This window comes from Thermus tenuipuniceus (assembly GCF_002964845.1).
GTDB classification, from domain to species: Bacteria; Deinococcota; Deinococci; order Deinococcales; family Thermaceae; genus Thermus; species Thermus tenuipuniceus.
Window position 1 is genome coordinate 1 of sequence record NZ_PRDA01000034.1, and the last position, 15,782, is coordinate 15,782.

Annotated in this window: 16 protein-coding genes; 12 read left to right on the forward strand and 4 right to left on the reverse strand. The window is 65.7% G+C overall.

The features are described 5' to 3' along the window. Positions 1-29 precede the first annotated feature (29 nt). Positions 30-443, reverse strand: a complete 414-nt coding sequence (locus C2847_RS09860; protein WP_105318184.1) for a hypothetical protein — start codon at positions 441-443, stop codon at positions 30-32. Positions 444-549: 106 nt separating this feature from the next. Here C2847_RS09860 and C2847_RS09865 point away from each other — a divergent pair, with 106 nt between their 5' ends. Together C2847_RS09865 and C2847_RS09870 are read left to right on the forward strand one after the other, a co-directional pair. Beyond that, positions 550-1,269, forward strand: coding sequence for a DEAD/DEAH box helicase family protein (locus C2847_RS09865; RefSeq protein WP_105318185.1), 720 nt, complete (start codon positions 550-552; stop codon positions 1,267-1,269). A gap of 9 nt (positions 1,270-1,278) precedes the next feature. After that, the gene (locus C2847_RS09870) at positions 1,279-2,358 is read left to right on the forward strand and encodes an enolase C-terminal domain-like protein (RefSeq protein WP_105318186.1); all 1,080 of its coding nucleotides are present in this window, start codon (positions 1,279-1,281) and stop codon (positions 2,356-2,358) included. On the opposite strand, the gene C2847_RS09875 is transcribed toward C2847_RS09870, so the two are convergent. Together C2847_RS09875 and C2847_RS09880 are read right to left on the reverse strand one after the other, a co-directional pair. After that, a complete protein-coding gene (locus C2847_RS09875) occupies positions 2,350-2,976 on the reverse strand; it encodes an HAD family hydrolase (protein WP_105318187.1) in 627 nt (208 codons plus the stop codon). The two genes, C2847_RS09870 and C2847_RS09875, sit on opposite strands and share 9 nt — an antisense overlap. Beyond that, a complete protein-coding gene (locus tag C2847_RS09880; protein ID WP_105318188.1) occupies positions 2,969-4,018 on the reverse strand; it encodes an MFS transporter in 1,050 nt (349 codons plus the stop codon). Before C2847_RS09880 ends, C2847_RS09875 begins: the two co-directional genes overlap by 8 nt. A gap of 38 nt (positions 4,019-4,056) precedes the next feature. On the opposite strand from C2847_RS09880, the gene C2847_RS09885 reads away from it, so the two are divergent. From C2847_RS09885 to fabZ, 8 genes are all read left to right on the forward strand, one after another. After that, a complete protein-coding gene (locus C2847_RS09885; RefSeq protein ID WP_164835701.1) occupies positions 4,057-4,836 on the forward strand; it encodes a YgfZ/GcvT domain-containing protein in 780 nt (259 codons plus the stop codon). Continuing rightward, complete coding sequence (locus C2847_RS09890) at positions 4,809-5,993, forward strand: CinA family nicotinamide mononucleotide deamidase-related protein (protein WP_105318190.1); 1,185 nt, start codon at positions 4,809-4,811, stop codon at positions 5,991-5,993. The genes C2847_RS09885 and C2847_RS09890 overlap by 28 nt, the downstream gene beginning before the upstream one ends. Further along, entirely contained in the window at positions 5,990-6,583 is a 594-nt protein-coding gene (thpR, locus tag C2847_RS09895; protein ID WP_105318191.1) for an RNA 2',3'-cyclic phosphodiesterase, read from the forward strand. Before C2847_RS09890 ends, thpR begins: the two co-directional genes overlap by 4 nt. Next, the gene (gene recA, locus C2847_RS09900) at positions 6,534-7,556 is read left to right on the forward strand and encodes a recombinase RecA (RefSeq protein ID WP_105318192.1); all 1,023 of its coding nucleotides are present in this window, start codon (positions 6,534-6,536) and stop codon (positions 7,554-7,556) included. The genes thpR and recA overlap by 50 nt, the downstream gene beginning before the upstream one ends. A gap of 6 nt (positions 7,557-7,562) precedes the next feature. Further along, positions 7,563-9,287, forward strand: a complete 1,725-nt coding sequence (rny, locus tag C2847_RS09905; protein ID WP_105318225.1) for a ribonuclease Y — start codon at positions 7,563-7,565, stop codon at positions 9,285-9,287. Between the two features lies 1 nt (position 9,288). After that, positions 9,289-9,504, forward strand: coding sequence for a DUF433 domain-containing protein (locus tag C2847_RS09910; protein WP_105318193.1), 216 nt, complete (start codon positions 9,289-9,291; stop codon positions 9,502-9,504). A 129-nt stretch (positions 9,505-9,633) separates the two neighbouring features. After that, positions 9,634-10,665 (forward strand): rod shape-determining protein, encoded by a 1,032-nt coding sequence (gene mreB / locus C2847_RS09915; RefSeq protein ID WP_105318194.1) that lies wholly within the window; start codon positions 9,634-9,636, stop codon positions 10,663-10,665. Between the two features lie 3 nt (positions 10,666-10,668). Continuing rightward, on the forward strand, positions 10,669-11,100 hold the full coding sequence (gene fabZ, locus C2847_RS09920) for a 3-hydroxyacyl-ACP dehydratase FabZ (protein WP_105318195.1): 432 nt from the start codon (positions 10,669-10,671) through the stop codon (positions 11,098-11,100). Between the two features lie 260 nt (positions 11,101-11,360). On the opposite strand, the gene C2847_RS13065 is transcribed toward fabZ, so the two are convergent. Continuing rightward, entirely contained in the window at positions 11,361-11,531 is a 171-nt protein-coding gene (locus C2847_RS13065; RefSeq protein WP_105318196.1) for a nucleotidyltransferase domain-containing protein, read from the reverse strand. Positions 11,532-11,578: 47 nt separating this feature from the next. Between C2847_RS13065 and C2847_RS09930 the strand changes: the two genes are divergently transcribed. After that, entirely contained in the window at positions 11,579-12,217 is a 639-nt protein-coding gene (locus C2847_RS09930; protein ID WP_105318197.1) for an RNA-binding protein, read from the forward strand. A 180-nt stretch (positions 12,218-12,397) separates the two neighbouring features. After that, positions 12,398-15,757 carry a DNA-directed RNA polymerase subunit beta gene (gene rpoB / locus C2847_RS09935; protein WP_105318198.1) on the forward strand — a complete coding sequence of 1,120 codons (3,360 nt, stop codon included), beginning with the start codon at positions 12,398-12,400 and terminating at the stop codon, positions 15,755-15,757. Positions 15,758-15,782: the final 25 nt, after the last annotated feature.

Consider the following 15,782-nt stretch of genomic DNA (forward strand, 5'->3'; position numbering starts at 1 on the left):
GGCCCCCGCCTGCGGGGGGAAGGGGGTGTTTATGCAGGGTATTCGGGAGGTGCAAGTTTTGAGATCTCCAAGTCGTCAGAGGGACCTACCCAATAGCAGTTTCCGCCTATGCACTCGGCCTGCCCTCTGGGCAGGGGATTGGTGGCCAAGGGTACCAGATCTGGGGGCCGGACGGAGAAAAAAGCGTCCAGGCGCAGGTTCAGGAGGGCCTGGAGGGCGCCAGGGTCAAGACCTTGAATGGAAGGTTGCCAGGAAGGAAGACCAAGACCCTGAAAAGCGTTTGCCAGTTCTTGGATCACCTGCTGTACCTCTTCGCTCAGGGTTCCGAGGTTCTGTGCTGTTTCTTGGGGGGTGGCGTTGGCTTGGGGGATAGATTGCTGGGAGCATGCCACCAGCGCCAAGCCGAGGAGACCTAGGCCTGCAGCGCGGATGACCTTTTTCATGGCTTTACCTCCTCATTCTGAAGTTCGGTGTTAGCTTGGTGTGAGCAGGGGAACCCTAGTACTCTCACTTATATACCACGAAACCCCCTTAGGTTACAATCCCTCCATGGACCTTGCCTTCTATACCCCCTTTGCCCTCGAGCCCCGTCCCAACTTAGTCCCCATAAAGGACCACCCCCTCCTCATCCTGGTGGGCCTCACCGGGGTGGGGAAGAGCACCCTGGTGGAGGCCTTGGGCTTTCCCCGGCTTCCTGACCGGCGGGAGCTGGTGGACCTTTACGTCCTTCCCCGCTATGGGGCCAAGCCCCCCTTTCCCCGGGAGGAGCGCTTCCGGCTCACCCGGCGCTTCCGGGAGGAGTTCCCGGGAGGGGTGGCGGAGGTGCTGGCCCGGGGGTTTGTGGAGCCCCGCTTCCCCCTTCTCTTCGACGGGCTTAGGGGGGAGGCGGAGGTGGCCTATGCGTTGGAGCATCTGCCCAAGGCGCTTTTCGTGGTCCTCCACGCCCGGGAGGCCACAAGGCTCAAGAGGCTCCTCGCCCGCCGCGACGCCTTTGACCGGGTGGAACTCCGTCCCGAGGAGCGGGCGGAGCTCCAGGCCCTGGCTGAGGGGGTCCTTTCCTCCGAGGAGCTGGAGGAGGCCCTGGCCCCTTGGGAAGAGGTCTTGGCCAAGCTCAAAATCGTGGCCGAGGAGAAGCGGAACTACGATCCCTTGGGTCCCTTGCACCTCCTTGAGGACCACCCCCGGGCCCTCATCCTGGACACGGAGAGGCTTTCCCTCGAGGAAGAGGTGGAGGCGGTTAGGGGCTTCCTCAGGCGGCTTGGCCTCTAAAATGGCCTCATGGCGACCATCCGCGACCTCAGGCTGGTTCATTTCCGCATCCCCTTAAGGGCGCCTTTGCGCTGGGGTAAGGCCTCGGAGATGGCGGCCCTGGAGCATGCTCTTTTGCAGATGGAGCTCAGCGATGGCTCCCTGGGCCAGGCGGAGGTGGCCATCCGGCCTACCATCTACGGGGAAACCCTGGGGAGCGTGCGGGCGGGGCTGGAGTATCTGAAGCCTCGGCTTTTGGGCCTTGAGGCGGACGACCAGGAGGCTGTCCGGGCTGTCCTGGAGTCTTTTCCCTGCAACCTGGGCCTTAAAGGGGCCCTGGACCTCGCCCTTTGGGAGGCTTGGGCGAGAAGCGAGGGGGAGGAGCTTTACCAGGTATTGAAGCCCGCCAAGCACCGGGTGCGGGTGGCCTACATCCTGGGCATGGCCTCGGAGGAGGAGATGCTTTTAGATGCCCGCATGGCCTACGAGGCGGGGGTGCGGGTCTTCAAGGTGAAGGTGGGCCGGGACCTGGAGGAGGATGGCCGGAAGATCGGCCGCCTTAAGGAAGCCTTCCCCGACGCCGAGCTTTACGCCGACGCCAACGAAACCCTTTCCCCCAAGGAGGCGGAGCGCTACCTCCTTGCCTGGAAGGAAATGGGCCTCCTCTACGTGGAAGAGCCCCTGCCCATTGAGGAGGTGGAGGCCAGGAGGAAGCTAAGGGAGAAGAAAATCCTTCCCTTCATCGCCGACGACTCGGCTATGACCCCCAAGGACCTCCGCCGGGAGCTTCTTCTGGACACCTTTGACGTCCTGAACTTGAAGCCCGCCCGCACCGGCATCACCTGGACCTTGGAGATGCTCGCCCTGGCGCGGGAAAAGGGCAAACGGGCCATGGTGGGAAGCCAGGCGCAAAGTTCCTTTGGCGCCTACCAGTCGGCGCTTCTGGCCTTCCAACAGGGGGTTACCGAACCCAACGAGCTGGCCTTCCACCTGAAGGCGGGAGGGGGGTTCCTGGACTTCCCCGCCTTCCGCCAGGGGTGGCTTTACTGGGAGGACTTGGTGGAGGCCCGGTTTGAGGAGGGGGCCTTTCAGCGGTATGCCCTAGAGTAGCTCCATGGCCTTCCTGAAGTCCTGGAGGACCCCCCAGGCTCCCGCCTCGAGGAGGGCTTCCTCCTTGTGCCCCGTGAGCAGGGCGTAGGTAGGTATCCCCGCCCCCACGGCGCTCCTCACCCCGGAAGGGGAGTCCTCAAAGGCTAGGGCTTCCCGGGGGGTGAGGCCCAGGTGCCTTAGGGCCACCCGGTAGGGCAAGGGGTCGGGCTTGCCCCGGCCCACCTCCTCCGCCAGGACCAGAAGGGGCGGGTTCAAACCCAGGGCCTTCAACACATGGCGGGTGTTCTCCCGGGGAGCGTTGGTCACCACCCCCCAGGTGAGGCTCCTGGCCTGGGCCTTTTCCAGAAGCTCCTTAAGGCCAGGCATGGGCTTGAGGTTCAGGGCCAGCTCTCGGAAGCGAGCTTCCTTGGCCTCGATGAGCCTTCGGGCTTCCTCTCCCTCCAGCCCCAAAAGGTCTTTTACGATCTCGGGGTTAAGGCGGCCGGAGATGCGCTGGCGGTAGAAGTCCTCGTTCACCTCGAGGCCATAGGGCGCCAAGACCTCCCGCCAGGCCAGAAGGTGCAGGGGATCAGTGTCGGCCAAGGTGCCGTCCAGGTCGAAGAGAAGGGCCTTAAGCATGGACAGCCCTCCGTTCCAAGCTGGAAACCATCAGGAAAAGGCCCAGGGCCAGGCCGAGAAGCCCATAGGGGATGCCAGGTGTGGGCAGAAGGGCAAAGAGGGCTGGGATCAAGGTGCTTCCCGTGGCGCCTGCATAGAGCAAACCCCCCAGAGCCCGGTGGCCGAAGCGGGCCTGCACCAGGGCAAAAAGGGTGGAAAAAAGGGGACCCAGGAGAAAGCCAGCCAAGGGGAAGAGGAGGGCGGTGGGGGGCAGGAGGTTGAGGAAAAGGAGGGCGAGGACTCCGAGAAGGAGACCCCTCAGGGCAGCCAGGGGCTTTTGCGCCACCGGTTTGGCCAGGAAAAGGCGGCCCATAGCCAGAAAGAGCCAGTACAGGGAGAGAAGCACCCCTCCCATAGGGGTGGGGTGGCCGAGGCGTTCCAGCCAGACCCGGTTCCAGGTGGCTAGGGCTCCTTCCAGACCGGTGTAGATGGCCACGGCCAGGAGGAAGGGCCAAAGCCCCCGCCCTTGCTCCTTGGGCACCTGGGCTACCTGAGGGGCTCCCCAGAGGAGAAGGGCCCCTATCCAGGCCAGGAGGCCCGCCAGAAACAACACGGCGCCGTAGGGCAACAGGGTGAGGGCGAAGGGGGTGAAGACCGCCCCCAAGCCGAAGGCCACGTTCACCCGGTTCAGGAGTTCCACCCGTTTCCTGGGGTAAAGCTCCCCCACCAGGCTGTTGCCGTGCACGTTCATCAACCCTTCCCCGAGCCCCAGGAGGAAGGCCAGGGCCACCACCAAGGGGAAGGAAGGGGTCAGGGCCACCCCCCATAAGGCCAGGCCCACGAGCCCCAAGGCGGCGGGAAGAAGGGGGTGGCGCTTCTCCCCTTGGGCCAGGCGCACCCCCAGGAGAAGCCCCAGGAGGAGGGCGATGAAGAACCAGGAAACCTCCTCTCCCACCCCGTAGCGCCCTCGCCAAACGGGCAGGGCCGCCCCGGGCAGGGCCACGATCATCCCCACGAGGAAAAGCGCCAGGAAGGAGCCCCAGAAAAAGCGCACGTCCGCCATTCTCCCCCTTCCTGACCCTTTGGTCAATAATGGGAGGCATGGAGGCGGCCCTGGAAAAGGCCCTGGTGGGCGAGGGGTATTTCGCCTTCCCAGGGGTTTTACTGGTGCGGGGGCCTGACGCCTTTCCCTTCCTCCAGGGCCAGGCTACCCGGGACCTCAGGCGGCTTTCGGAGCCGGCGGGGACCCTCTTCCTCAACCATCGGGGCCAGATAGAGGAGGCGGCCACGGTGTTCGTGCACGAGGAAGGCTTTCTTTTGGCTCCCTGGGGCACCTTGGAGGGCTTAAGGGCCCGGCTGAAGCGTTACATCGTCTTTGACCAGGTGGAGCTTCTGGAACTTCCCCTTTACCGGCGCCTCCATGCTGATGGGCGGGAGGAAGTGGCGGAAAGCGGGGAGGGGGCCCATCCCGCTGGGGTTTATCCCCTTTACACCTTGCTTAAGGGCCTTCCGCTCCCGTCCGATATTCGTGGGGAGCTTCCCCAGAGCGTGGGGCTTCTCCACCTGGTGGACTACGGCAAGGGGTGTTATGTGGGCCAGGAGATCATGGCCCGCCTCGAGGGGAAGGAGGTGCACCATCACCTGGTGGGCCTAAGGGGGCTTTCCCCTACCCAAGAAGCCCCCTTTGACCTCCTGCTGGAGGGGCGCAAGGTGGGGGAGGCCAAGCGGGTGATGGAAACGCCCTTCGGGGTTTTGGGCCTTGCCGTGATGCGCAAGGAGGTGCCCCTAGGGGCGGTGGTGGAGGGGGGTGGGGGGCGCTTTCGGGTGGAGCCCCTGCCCTTTGAGGAGGTGGCATGGAGCGGGCGGAGATCATCGGGGTAGGCACGGAGCTCATCTACGGGGAGACCCTGGACACCAACACGGCGGAGATCGCCAGGAGCCTCGAGGCCTACGCCCTCAAGGTGGAAAGGACCCTCAGGGTGGTGGACGAGCCCCTCCCCTTGGCCCGGGAGGTGGGCCAGGCCTGGGAGCGGGCGAGGCTTTTGGTGCTTTCCGGGGGCCTGGGCCCCACCCCCGACGACGTGACCCGGGAGGCGGTGGCCGAGGCCTTGGGGGAGCCCTTGGTGTTGGACGAGGAGATGCTTTCGGAGGTTGAGGCCGTCTTCCGGGCCCGGGGTCGGAGCATGCCCGAGGCCAACCGCAAGCAAGCCTTGAGGATCCCTTCGGCCACCTGGCTTAAAAACCCCAGGGGCACCGCCCCCGGCTGGTGGGTGCGGAAGGAGGGGAAAGACCTGATCCTTCTGCCCGGGCCTCCCCCTGAGTGGCGGCCCATGTGGGAGGAGGTGTTGCCCAAGCTGAACCTCCCCCGCCGCCCCTACGCCAAGCGGGTTTTGAAGACCTGGGGCATCGGGGAGTCGGAGATCGTGGAGCGGCTTGGGGAGCTTTTCAAGCGGGAGGCGGAGGTGGAGGTGGGCACTTACCCCAAGCTCCAGGGGGTGGAAGTGGTGATCCGGGGCCGGGAGGATCGGGTGGCCGACCTTACGGAAAGGATCCGGAAGCGGCTTTTTAAGGAGATCTGGGGCGAGGGGGACCTCACCCTGGCCGAGGCGGTGAAGCGCCGCCTGGAGCTGGAAGGGGCCACCCTTGCCACCATGGAAAGCCTCACCGGGGGGCTTCTGGGGGCGGAGATCACCCGAATTGCCGGGGCAAGCCGCTTCTATTTGGGGGGCGTGGTATCCTATTCCGTAGGGGCCAAGGCCCGCTTCGGTGTGCCGGAGGAACTCCTCGCCAAGACGGTCTCCGCCGAGACGGCCAAGGCCATGGCGGAGGCCGCTCGGGTGCTTTTCGGTTCCACCTACGCCCTTTCCACCACGGGGGTGGCGGGACCGGACCCCTTGGAGGGCGAGCCCGTGGGCACGGTCTTCGTGGCCCTGGCGGGGCCTAAGGGGACGGAGGTGCGCCGCTACCGCTTCCCCGGGGACCGGGAGGTGGTGCGGCTCCGAAGCGTTTATGCCGCCTTGGCCTTGCTCCTGACATGAGGCTCTTCTACGCGGTCTTCCTTCCTGAAGAGGTGAAGCGAGCCTTGGTGGAGGCTCAGGGGCGGGTGGCCCGCTACAAGGGGTGGAAGGAGGTGGTGCCCCATCAGCTCCACCTTACCCTTCTCTTCCTGGGGGAAAGGCCGGAGGAGGACTTGGAGGACCTTTTGGCCCTGGGCCACCGGCTGGGCCGGCTCCATCCTCCCTTCACCGCCCGCATCCGGGGCACGGGTTACTTCCCCAACGAGGGCACCCCCAGGGTCTGGTTCGCCAAGGCGGAAGGGGAGGGGTTTGCCCCTTTGGCGGAGGGGCTTCGGGAAGGGGTGCGGGAGTTGCTGGGGGAGGAGGCGCTTCTGGCAGGTGGGGATAAGTCCTTCAAGCCCCACATCACCCTGGCCCGGCGCAAGGCTCCTGCCCCCCGGGTGCCCCCGGTGGTCTTCGGCGTGGAGTGGCCGGTAAGGGAGTTTGCCCTGGTGCGCTCGGAGCTTAAGCCCAAGGGGCCCGTCTATACCATTTTGGAAAAGTTCCCTTTGCGAGGTGACCATGGACGAGAACAAGAGGAAAGCGCTGGAAAACGCTCTCAAGACCATTGAGAAGGAGTTCGGCAAGGGCGCGGTCATGCGCCTGGGGGAGATGCCCAAGCTGCAGGTGGATGTGATCCCCACGGGTTCCTTGGGTCTGGATCTGGCCTTGGGGATCGGGGGCATTCCCCGGGGAAGGGTTATCGAGATCTACGGCCCCGAGTCCGGGGGGAAGACCACCTTGGCCCTCACCATCATCGCCCAGGCCCAGAAGCAGGGGGGTGTGGCGGCCTTCGTGGACGCGGAGCACGCCCTGGACCCCCTATACGCCCAGAAGCTGGGGGTCAAGGTGGAGGACCTGCTGGTCTCCCAGCCGGACACGGGGGAGCAGGCCCTGGAGATCGTGGAGCTTCTCGCCCGCTCGGGGGCGGTGGACGTGATCGTGGTGGACTCGGTGGCCGCTTTGGTGCCCAAGGCGGAGATCGAGGGGGAGATGGGGGACCAGCACGTGGGCTTGCAGGCCAGGCTCATGAGCCAGGCCCTGCGCAAGCTCACCGCGGTCCTCTCCAAGAGCAACACCGCCGCCATCTTTATCAACCAGGTGCGGGAGAAGGTGGGGGTGATGTACGGCAACCCCGAGACCACCCCCGGCGGCCGGGCCCTTAAGTTCTACTCCAGTGTGCGCCTAGATGTGCGCAAAAGCGGCCAGCCCATCAAGGTGGGGAACGAGGCGGTGGGCATCCGGGTCAAGGTGAAGGTGGTGAAGAACAAGCTGGCCCCACCCTTCCGCGAGGCGGAGCTGGAGATCTACTTCGGCAAGGGACTGGATCCGGTCATGGACCTGGTGAACGTGGCCGTGGCGGCCAACGTGATCGAGAAGGCGGGAAGCTGGTTCTCCTACGGGGAGATCCGCCTGGGCCAGGGGAAGGAGAAGGCGGCGGACTACCTGCGGGAGCGGCCCGAGCTTCTGGAGGAGATCCGGGCCAAGGTGCTGGAGAGGGCCCACGAGGTGGTGCTCGCGGGCAGCGAGGAAGGGGAGGAGTAGATGACCCTGACCCTTTTGGACCTGGGGCTTCTCCTCCTGGTCTTGGTCCTCTTGGGGGCCCTGTTCCTTCGGCGCAAGGGGGAGGACCGCGCGGGGGAGGAGGCCCAAAGGCTCCTCGAGGCCGCCAGGGGGGAGGCCAGGGAGGCCCTCGAGGCGGCCCGCAAGGAAGCCAGGGAGATCCTGGAAGCCGCCCGGGCCGAGGCCAGGACCCTGCGCCAGGAGGCCGAGGAGCGGGCCAAGGCCTTGCGCCAGGAGCTGGAGGCGGAGCTTAAGCGCCGTTCGGAGGCCTTGGAGGCCGAGGCCAAAAAGCGCTTGCAGGAGGCGGAAGAGCGCCTGAGGAGCGAGCGGGAGGAGCTTAAGGGCGAGCGGGAGAGGCTTCGGGCCTTGCAGGAGGAGCTTAAGGCGGAAAGGGAGCGCCTCAAGGGGGAGCGGGAGGAGCTGAGGCGGGAAGCGGAAAGGCTTTCCAAGCGGGGCGAGGCCTTGGACGCCCGGGCCCTCAAGCTGGATGCCCTGGAGGAGGCCCTTTCCAAGCGGGAGGAGGCGCTTAAGGCCCAGGAGGCCCTTCTGCAGGAGAAGGAACGGGAGGTGGAACGGAGGCTTCACGAGGTGGCGGGCCTTTCCCCAGAAGAGGCCCGGCGCCTCATTCTGGAGAGGCTGGACCGGGAGCTGGAGGAGGAGAAGGCCCAGAGGGTGCGGGCAGCCTTGGAAAAAGTGCGCCTCGAGGCCCGCAAGGAAGCCCAAAAGATCCTGGCCCAGGCCATGCAGCGCCAGGCCTCGGAAACCGCAGCCCAGCTGGCGGTCTCCGTGGTGCCCATTCCCTCCGATGCCATGAAGGGCAGGATCATCGGGCGGGAGGGGCGGAACATCCGCACCTTTGAGGCCTTGACCGGGGTGGACCTCATCATCGACGACACGCCGGAGGCCGTGCTCCTTTCCTCCTTCAACCCCATCCGCCGGGAGATCGCCCGCATGGCCCTGGAGGAGCTCTTGAAGGACGGGCGCATCCACCCGAGCCGCATCGAGGAGGTGGTGGAGAAGGCCAAGCAGGAGATGAAGACCTTCATCTACGAACGGGGCGAGGAGGCTGCCCTCGAGGCCGGGGTGGTGGGGTTAAAGCCTGGCCTCATCCAGCTTCTCGGCCGGCTCCACTTCCGCTCCAGCTATGGCCAGAACGTCCTCAAGCACTCGGTGCAGGTGGCCCACCTGTGCGGGATCATGGCCGCGGAGCTGGGCCTGGATGCCGCCTTGGCCCGACGGGCGGGGCTTTTGCACGACATCGGCAAGAGCGTGGACCGGGAGGTGGAGGGAAGCCACGTGGAGATCGGCATCGCCCTGGCCCGCCGCTTCGGGGAACCCGCGGAGGTCATAGACGGCATCGCCCACCACCATGACCCCGAGAATGCGGAAACCGTGTATGCCGTTTTGGTGGCGGCCGCCGACGCCCTTTCCGCCGCCCGGCCCGGGGCCAGGCGGGAGAGTCTGGAGGAGTACCTGCAGCGCCTCGAGGCCCTGGAACGCATCGCCCTTTCCTTCCCCGGGGTGGAAACCGCCTTTGCCGTGCAGGCGGGAAGGGAGGTGAGGGTCATCGTCAAGCCCGACAAGATCACGGACGCCAAGGCAACCCTTCTGGCCCGGGAAATCGCCAACCGCATCGAGCGGGAGATGAACTATCCGGGCCAGGTGCAGGTGACCGTGGTGCGGGAGACCCGGGCGGTGGAGTACGCTAGGTGACATGGACTGGCGTGAGCGCATCACCGTGGACCCGGAGGTCATGGGGGGACGACCCTGCATCCGGGGTATGCGCTTTCCTGTGGCCACGCTCCTGCAACTCCTCAAGCACCAGACGCCCGAGGAAATACTTCAGGTTCCTTACCTGGAACGGGAGGACCTGGAAGCTGCTTCGGATTTCGCCGCTTATCTCGCTGAGGGGCGAGAGGTGGTCCTTTGAAAGTGGTGGTGGATGTGTGCTTGAGCCCTGGTGCTGGCGGGTGTGGAGGAGTACTGGAAGAAGGGGGGAGTGGCGGTGGTAGAGGACCATAGGGTCCGCTACCGGGTTCTTCAGTAGAATGGGGCGATTATGCTGAGGGGCGAGGACATCGGGATTGACCTGGGGACGGCGAGCGTCCTCATCTACGTGCGGGGGAAGGGGATCGTCTTGCGCGAACCCTCCGTGATCGCAGTGGTGCAGGGGAAGCGCGAGGTGAAGGCGGTGGGGGCCGAGGCCTACCGCATGCTGGGGCGCACCCCGGGGAACATCGTGGCGGTACGGCCCCTTAAGGATGGGGTTATCGCCGACTATGCCTTAACGGAGCGCATGCTCCTCCTCTTTCTGCAAAAAGTGCTCTCCCCCATGAGCCGTTTCTTTCGGCCGCGGGTCATGGTGGGGGTGCCCTCCGGGGTCACGGATGTGGAACGGCGGGCGGTGGTGCAGGCGGTCTCGGCCATGGCTCACAAGGTCTACCTCATCGAGGAACCCCTGGCGGCTGCCATCGGGGCGGGGATCAACGTGGCCGAGCCCACGGGCAGCATGGTGGTGGACATCGGGGGAGGCTCCACGGACATCGCCGTCATCTCCCTGGGGGGTATCGTGCGCTCCGAGAGCCTTAGGATCGCTGGCAACGAGATGGATCAGGCCATCATCCGCTACGTGCGACAAAAGTACAACCTCCTCATCGGGGAGCGCACCGCCGAGGAGCTCAAGATCCAGCTGGGCCGGGCCAAGGTCCTTCCCGGGGAGGAGAAGGAGGTGGCCGAGGTGCGGGGCCGGGACCTCATCACCGGCCTTCCCCGCACCGCGGAGATCCCCGCCGAGGACGTGGCCGAGGCCTTGAAGGAGCCTTTGGACAAGATCTTCCAGGGGGTGAAGGGGGTGTTGGAAACCACGCCCCCTGAGCTGGCCTCGGACATCTACGAGCGGGGCATCCTCCTCACCGGGGGTGGTGCCCTGCTAAAGAACCTGGATGTGGCCCTGCAGGAGGCCACGGGGGTGCCCGTGGTGGTGGCGGAAAACCCCATCGAGGCGGTGGCCTTGGGCACGGGCAAGGCCTTGGAGATGCTCCACGTGCTGGAGGACGCCATCCTGTCTTCGGACGACGTCCTGAAGAGGTGAGCCGTGGAGATCGGGGAGATCCTGGCCCTCTTGCCCCATCGCTATCCCTTTTTGCTCATCGACCGGGTCCTTCACGCGGACGGGAAAACCTTCCGGGCCCTGAAGAACGTTACCTTTAACGAACCCCACTTCCAGGGGCATTTCCCCGGCTACCCCATCATGCCGGGGGTGCTGATCCTCGAGGCCATGGCCCAGGCGGCGGTGGGCACCATCGCCAAGCAGCCGGGTTTCAAGCCCGGGGGCCTGGTCTTTTTGGTGGGGGTGGAGGAGGCCCGCTTCAAAAAGCCCGTGGTGCCGGGGGATGCCCTGATCCTGGAGGGGGAGCTCCTCCTCTTCCGCCGGGGCCTGGGGAAGGTGGAGGTCAGGGCCTTGGTGGAGGGGGAGGAAAGGGCCAGCGCCCGTCTAAGCTTCATGGTCCGGGAGGGTGCGGAGTAGGGTGGCGCTGAGCTCCAGGAAGTCGGGAAGCCGTTCCTCGCCACATTGCGAAAGCCCACCCTGGCCTGCATCCCTTGGGAGTGGCTTGGGGAGATCAGCCCGGCTTTTTCCAACGAAACAAGGTTTCCCGAGAGGTTTGCGGTAAACCCAGGCGCCTAAGCCGCACCCCATGCATGGCCATGTCTATGGCCGCTTTGCAGGCTCGGAGCGGGTTGAGAACGATGGCGTCCTTTCTTTCCTCGTTGAGGCGGGCGTGGGCCTTAAGGGCGAGGTCTAATACGGGCACGCAGGGCAAAGAGGTGCTCCGGAGGGTAAGGCTTGGGGCCCAGGATGGCCGGATCCAGGTCGCTTTCTGGGGTCAAAAGGCCTTGGGCTCCGGAGCCAAAGGGGTAGACCTCGAGGGGATCCAGTTCCTCCACCAGAAGGCGGATGGCTTCCCTAAGCCTTTTGCACTTCCCTTAGGGTATCATCTTTCCTTGTGGCGGACCTCATGGCCTACCTGAAGCGGGCCCGGGGGGGACGGGTGGTGGAAACGGGCTTCCTGGACCCGGAGGAGCAGGCCCTTCTGGAGGAAAAGGCCCGGGGGGAGGGACTTAGGGTGGCCTTTTTCGGGGGGTTTCCCCTGGCGGAGAGGAGGCTTGCGGTGCTGTATCCCCCGGAGGTCCCCTCCGTCCACGACCCGGTGGTGGTGGTCTTTCTGGAGAAGGAGCCCCCGGATCTGGGGGAGGCCATGGGGGATTTGGAGGCCTTTGGCGAGGGTTACCTGGTGGCGGTGTCCGCTAAGGGAAGGAGGGCCTTGGAGGAAGCGGGCTACACCCTTTTCCCACCCCCGGAGGGGGCTTTAAGGGCCACCAGCGAACGGGTGCGAACCCTGGTGGTGCCCTCCTTGCGGGTGGATACCGTGGGGGCTAAGGGCTTCGGGGTCTCCCGCAGCTACTTCGTCCAGGGGGTGAGGGCGGGGAAGGTGCGGCTAAGGGGCAAGGTGGCCTCCCCCAAGGAGGAGATGGCTCCCGGGGACACCCTTTTGGCGGAGGGTCTGGGAAGCCTGAGGCTCCTGGAGGTACTTGGCGAAACCAGGCGGGGAAACTATAAAATCAAGGTGGAGGTGGAACGGTAGCGGAGAGAAGGGTCGGGTAGGCTTGACGGCTTAAGGGATTGCCCTATAAGCTAAGGTTTGTGCTCTTTGGTCGGGCCAAGGGAGCACGGTAAGAGCCAGCCGCCGCGGGGCGCGAGGTCCCGCGGAAGAACCCTGTTAGCTTACCTCGGGCGGCCCGCTTTCCCATCCTTGAGGTGACGCATGGAGATTAAGCGGTTCGGTCGCATCCGAGAGGTTATACCCCTTCCCCCTTTGACGGAAATCCAGGTGGAATCCTATAAGAGGGCCCTTCAGGCCGATGTTCCCCCGGATAAGCGGGAGGACGTGGGCATCCAGGCGGCCTTCAAGGAGACCTTCCCCGTGGAGGAGGGGGACAAGGGCAAGGGCGGTATGGTCCTGGACTTCCTGGAGTACCGCATCGGGGAGCCCCCTTTTTCCCAGGACGAGTGCCGGGAGAAGGACCTAACCTACCAGGCTCCCCTTTATGCCCGCCTCCAGCTCATCCACAAGGACACGGGCCTCATCAAGGAGGACGAGGTCTTCCTAGGCCACATCCCCCTCATGACCGAGGACGGCTCCTTCATCATCAACGGGGCCGACCGGGTGATCGTTTCCCAGATCCACCGCTCCCCGGGGGTCTACTTCACCCCGGACCCCGCCCGCCCCGGGCGGTTTGTGGCCAGCATCATCCCCTTGCCCAAGCGGGGACCCTGGATTGACCTGGAGGTGGAACAAAACGGCACCGTCTCCATGAAGGTCAACAAGCGCAAGTTCCCCCTCATCCTCCTCCTCAGGGTTCTGGGCTATGACGCCGAGACCCTGAACCGGGAGCTTGGGGCCTACGGGGAGCTTTTGGGGGGCCTTCTGGACGAGGCGGTGCTTGCCATGCGCCCGGAGGAGGCCCTGGTGCGCCTCTTTACCCTGCTCCGCCCCGGCGATCCCCCCAAGAAGGACAAGGCCTTGGCCTACCTCTTTGGCCTTTTGGCCGACCCCAGGCGGTACGACCTGGGGGAGGCGGGGCGGTACAAGGCGGAGGAGAAGCTAGGCATTGCCCTTTCTGGCCGCACCCTGGCGCGCTTTGAGGACGGGGAGTTTAAGGACGAGATCTTCCTGCCCACCCTGCGCTACCTCTTCGCCCTCATGGCCGGGGTTCCCGGGCACGAGGTGGACGACATCGATCACCTGGGCAACCGCCGCATCCGTACCGTGGGGGAGCTCATGGCCGACCAGTTCCGGGTGGGCTTGAGCCGCCTGGCCCGGGGGGTGCGGGAGAGGATGGTGATGGGCTCCGCCGATACCCTTACCCCGGCCAAGCTGGTGAACAACCGGCCCCTCGAGGCGGCCATCCGGGAGTTCTTCAGCCGTAGCCAGCTTTCCCAGTTCAAGGACGAGACCAACCCCCTTTCCTCCTTGCGCCACAAGCGGCGCATCTCCGCCCTGGGTCCTGGGGGCCTCACCCGGGAGCGGGCGGGGTTTGACGTGCGGGACGTGCACCGCACCCACTATGGCCGCATCTGCCCGGTGGAAACCCCGGAAGGCGCCAACATCGGCCTCATCACCTCCCTGGCCGCCTACGCCCGGGTGGATCACTTGGGCTTCATCCGCACCCCCTACCGCCGGGTGAGGAACGGGGTGGTCACCGACGAGGTGGTCTACATGACCGCCACCGAGGAGGACCGGTACACCATCGCTCAGGCCAACACTCCCCTCGAGGGGAACCGCATCGCCACCGACCGGGTGGTGGCCCGGCGCCGGGGTGAGCCGGTGATCGTGGGCCCGGAGGAGGTGGAGTTCATGGACGTGAGCCCCAAGCAGGTCTTCTCCGTGAACACCAACCTCATCCCCTTCCTGGAGCACGACGACGCCAACCGGGCCCTCATGGGTTCCAACATGCAGACCCAGGCGGTGCCCCTCATCCGGGCCCAGGCCCCGGTGGTGATGACGGGCCTCGAGGAGCGGGTGGTGCGGGACTCCTTGGCCGCGGTCTACGCCGAGGAGGACGGGGAGGTGGTGGCGGTGGATGGCCGCCGCATCGCCGTGCGCTATGAGGATGGCCGCTTGGTGGAGTACACCCTGCGCCGCTTCGTGCGCTCCAACCAGGGTACCGCCCTGGACCAGCGCCCCCGGGTGACCGTGGGCCAGAGGGTGAAGAGGGGGGACCTCCTGGCGGATGGCCCCGCCTCCGAGGAGGGCTTCCTGGCCCTGGGGCAGAACGTCCTGGTGGCCATCATGCCCTTTGACGGCTACAACTTTGAGGATGCCATCGTCATCAGCGAGGAGCTTTTAAAGCGGGACTTCTACGCCTCCATCCACATCGAGCGCTACGAGATCGAGGCCCGGGACACCAAGCTGGGTCCGGAGCGGATCACCCGGGATATCCCCCACCTCTCCGAGGCGGCCCTGAGGGACCTGGACGAGGAGGGGGTGGTGCGCATCGGGGCTGAGGTGAAGCCCGGGGATATCCTGGTGGGCCGCACCAGCTTCAAGGGGGAGCAGGAGCCCTCTCCGGAGGAGAGGCTTCTGCGCTCCATCTTCGGGGATAAGGCCCGGGATGTGAAGGATACCTCCCTCCGGGTGCCCCCGGGCGAGGGGGGCATCGTGGTGGGTACCCTCCGCCTGCGCCGTGGGGACCCCGGGGTGGAGCTGAAGCCCGGGGTGCGGGAGGTGGTCCGGGTTTACGTGGCGCAGAAGCGCAAGCTCCAGGTGGGGGACAAGCTGGCCAACCGCCACGGGAACAAGGGGGTGGTGGCCAAGATCCTCCCCGTGGAGGACATGCCCCACCTGCCCGACGGCACCCCCGTGGACATCATCCTGAACCCCCTGGGCGTGCCCAGCCGTATGAACCTGGGCCAGATCCTGGAAACCCATCTGGGCCTGGCGGGCTTCTTCCTGGGCCAGCGCTACATCTCCCCAGTCTTTGATGGGGCCACGGAGCCCGAGATCAAGGCCCTTTTGGCCGAGGCTTTCGACCTTTACTTCGGCAAGCGGAAGGAGGAAGGCTTCGGGGTGGACAAGCGGGAGCTGGAGGTCCTGGCCCGGGCGGAAAAGCTGGGCCTGGTGAGCCCCGGTACAAGTCCGGAGGAGCAGCTTCGGGAGCTTTTCATCCAGGGCAAGGTGGTTCTCTACGACGGCCGCTCCGGCGAGCCCATCGAGGGCCCCATCGTGGTGGGGCAGATGTTCATCATGAAGCTCTACCACATGGTGGAGGACAAGATGCACGCCCGCTCCACCGGCCCCTACTCCCTCATCACCCAGCAGCCCTTAGGCGGTAAGGCCCAGTTCGGTGGCCAGCGTTTTGGGGAGATGGAGGTGTGGGCCCTCGAGGCCTACGGGGCCGCCCACACCCTGCAGGAGATGCTCACCTTGAAGTCCGACGACATCGAGGGCCGTAACGCCGCCTACGAGGCCATCATCAAGGGCGAGGACGTGCCCGAGCCTAGCGTGCCCGAGTCCTTCCGGGTCCTGGTAAAGGAGCTTCAGGCCTTGGCCCTGGATGTGCAGACCCTGGACGAGCGGGATAACCCCGTGGACATCTTTGAGGGCCTGGCATCCAAGCGGTAAGCCGCACCGCAGAAGCGGGATCGCC